This is a genomic window from Streptococcus sp. GMD1S, from assembly GCF_000296875.1.
Classification (GTDB): Bacteria; Bacillota; Bacilli; order Lactobacillales; family Streptococcaceae; genus Streptococcus.
Map to the genome: position 1 here is coordinate 1 of NZ_AJQY01000210.1, position 849 is coordinate 849.

The window sequence follows — 849 nt, forward strand, 5'->3', positions numbered from 1 at the left end:
CAATAAAAAATCCCTGCTCTGACAAGGATTTAATAAAGATATTCTATCAAGATTTTTGGAAAAAATCAAGAAAGGAAATAAGATTCCCCTTAAAAATCTAGCCGTTTTCTCTTTCAATCTAATTTGACAATGATTCGACTTCTTGATAAAATATGCAGTAATGTGCAAGACTGATTCACGTAAAAAGCTGATAAGGAGAACGATATGAATAACGAAAGTTACTTTGACGGCGGTCTTTTGAGCTACGTTGGACATGCTATCCTAGCCATGCTTATCATGGGCTTTACTGTTGGAATCGCTACGCCTTGGGCAGTTTGCATGATGCAAAACTGGAAGGTTAAGCATACTGTCATCGATGGACGTCGCCTTTATTTTGACGGAACTGGTTCTCAATTATTCGGGAACTGGATCAAGTGGTTCTTGCTCACCATCATCACCTTGGGCATCTATTCATTCTGGTTGCATATCAAAATGGAACAATGGATTACCAAACACACGCATCACGTATAAATAGAAAAAGTGCGTTCATACGCACTTTTTGATTTGCAATGATTAGTAATTCCGTTCGCCAAACAATCCCTCTGGCAGATCATGAAATCCCTTGCCCGCCTTGAAATTTTCAAACTTACCAAGCAAGAACTGATAAGCATCCAAGCGACTTTCGTAGCGAATCATGGCATCTTTGGCACGCTCGTCTTGGTCTTCTTCGTAGACTTTTTGACTTTCCTTGTGCGCCATGTCGTTGATCATGATCTGGGTATTGACCCAGGCTTCAAATTCCTTCATAAATTCTTGTTCGTAACTCATTGATTCTCCTTATTCTAATCCACGGAAGAAGTCCGTATCAAT

2 protein-coding genes are annotated in these 849 nt (G+C 39.7%); one reads left to right on the forward strand and one right to left on the reverse strand.

What is annotated here, in order from left to right:
• Window positions 1-204: 204 nt before the first annotated feature.
• Complete coding sequence (locus GMD1S_RS08340) at window positions 205-510, forward strand: DUF898 family protein (RefSeq protein ID WP_001058555.1); 306 nt, start codon at window positions 205-207, stop codon at window positions 508-510.
• Window positions 511-552: 42 nt separating this feature from the next.
• Here GMD1S_RS08340 and GMD1S_RS08345 read toward each other — a convergent pair whose 3' ends face one another.
• Window positions 553-807: a DUF1912 family protein gene (locus tag GMD1S_RS08345; RefSeq protein WP_000119707.1), complete on the reverse strand. Its 255-nt coding sequence runs from the start codon at window positions 805-807 to the stop codon at window positions 553-555.
• Window positions 808-849 lie beyond the last annotated feature (42 nt).

Excerpts from the sequence above, each read along its gene's own strand:
- GMD1S_RS08340 (WP_001058555.1), top strand. The coding sequence starts at position 205 with ATGAATAACGAAAGTTACTTTGACGGCGGTCTTTTGAGCTACGTTGGA.
- GMD1S_RS08345 (WP_000119707.1), bottom strand. The coding sequence starts at position 807 with ATGAGTTACGAACAAGAATTTATGAAGGAATTTGAAGCCTGGGTCAAT.